This window comes from Dyella sp. 01N36, from assembly GCF_056399745.1.
The window spans coordinates 1-1,417 of the sequence record NZ_JBFTRY010000364.1 but is presented as its reverse complement, the minus strand read 5'-3'; the positions used below and the strand labels follow the sequence as shown (position 1 = coordinate 1,417).

Annotated in this window: 2 protein-coding genes; both read left to right on the top strand. The window is 61.8% G+C overall.

The window, feature by feature from the left end; genetic code table 11:
* Positions 1–149: 149 nt before the first annotated feature.
* Positions 150–1,046 (top strand): LysR substrate-binding domain-containing protein, encoded by an 897-nt coding sequence (locus AC1DMG_RS22135; protein ID WP_477175929.1) that lies wholly within the window; start codon positions 150–152, stop codon positions 1,044–1,046.
* Positions 1,047–1,171: 125 nt separating this feature from the next.
* Positions 1,172–1,297, top strand: a complete 126-nt coding sequence (ykgO, locus tag AC1DMG_RS22130) for a type B 50S ribosomal protein L36 (RefSeq protein WP_010342887.1) — start codon at positions 1,172–1,174, stop codon at positions 1,295–1,297.
* Positions 1,298–1,417: the final 120 nt, after the last annotated feature.

Below are 1,417 nucleotides of genomic sequence, written 5' to 3'. Positions count from 1 at the left end.
CGGGGATAGCGTCGCAGCGGGGCGAGGGTCGCCGCCACCTGGGGGGAGGGGACGGTGGCGGGACGGAAGAAATAATATGATCGACGGGTTATAGAAACAAATATATATTTAGGCATCGACTTATACGAAAACCCTATTAAAGCCCTCCCATGTTCGACTTCAGACAGCTTCGTTACTTTGTAACGGTCGCCGAGGAGCTGAGCTTCACTCGCGCAGCCCAGCGGCTCTACATCTCCCAGCCGCCTCTTTCTCAGCAGATACAAGCGCTTGAGAACGACTTGGGAGTGCGCCTGCTGGAGCGGAACAAGCGCAACGTCGCGTTGACTGAATCCGGCAAGCTGTTCCTGGAACAGGCCAGGCAGATCCTGGCCAAGGCCGAAGAGGCCCGCGCCCAGATGGCGGACGCCGCCACCGGCTTCAGCGGCAAGCTGCGGCTGGCCTATACGGTGTCGGTGACCTTCCACCCCGCCCTGCCCCAGACGTTGCTGCGCTACCGCAGCTTTGCCCCCCAGGTACGGCTGATCCTCAGCGAGATGTACACCGAGCAGCAGTACGCCGCCCTGCTGGCTGGCGAGGTGGACGTGGGCTTCGTGCGCGACGAACCCGAGCACCCCGGCATGGCCAAGCTTCTGCGGCTGGACGTGATCGACCGCGAACCTCTGCTGCTCGCCCTGCCCGCCAATCACCCGCTGGCGGACCGCGAAAGCATCTGGCTGCGAGAAGTGGCCATGGAGGCCTTCGTGGTCCAGCCTCGCGAACTGGCCGCCACGCTGTACGACCGCTTGGCGCAGATCGCCGCCAAGGCCAACTTCCACCCGCTGATCAGCCAGCAAGCGCAGCAGATCAATGGTCTGCTGGTGCTGGTGGCCGCCGGCATGGGACTGGCCCTGGTGCCCGCCTCGATGCGCTCGGTCAGCCTGCCCGGCGTGAAATACCTGCGGCTGGAGGACCCCGATGCCTATATGCTGCTGGCCCTCGCCAGCCGGATCGACGAGCCCTCGCCGGTGGTCCGGCGCTTCCTGAGCGCCATGACCGAGGCAGATTGACCGCCGCGACCGCCGATTCGTCATGAACAGTCAATTGGCAGTCGATCCAAAGACTTGTGCGACTCCTGGAAACTGTTTACACTTGCCGTCTTGTATTTTTCTTTTAATAGTTTCAGGAGCTGGCCGTGAAGGTGCTTTCCTCTTTGAAGTCCGCCAAGGCGCGGCACCGTGACTGCAAGGTTGTGCGTCGTCGCGGCAAAGTGTTCGTGATCTGCAAGAGCAACCCGCGTTTCAAGGCTCGTCAGCGCTAATTGCTAGCTGCGATGAGTCTTAAGAAGAAGGGCCGCGAAAGCGGCCCTTTTTTGTTGCCTCGGTTTTTCAGATTTCCGAGGCTTCCCCCTGTGGGAGCGCACCCTGTGCGCGACTGGGGC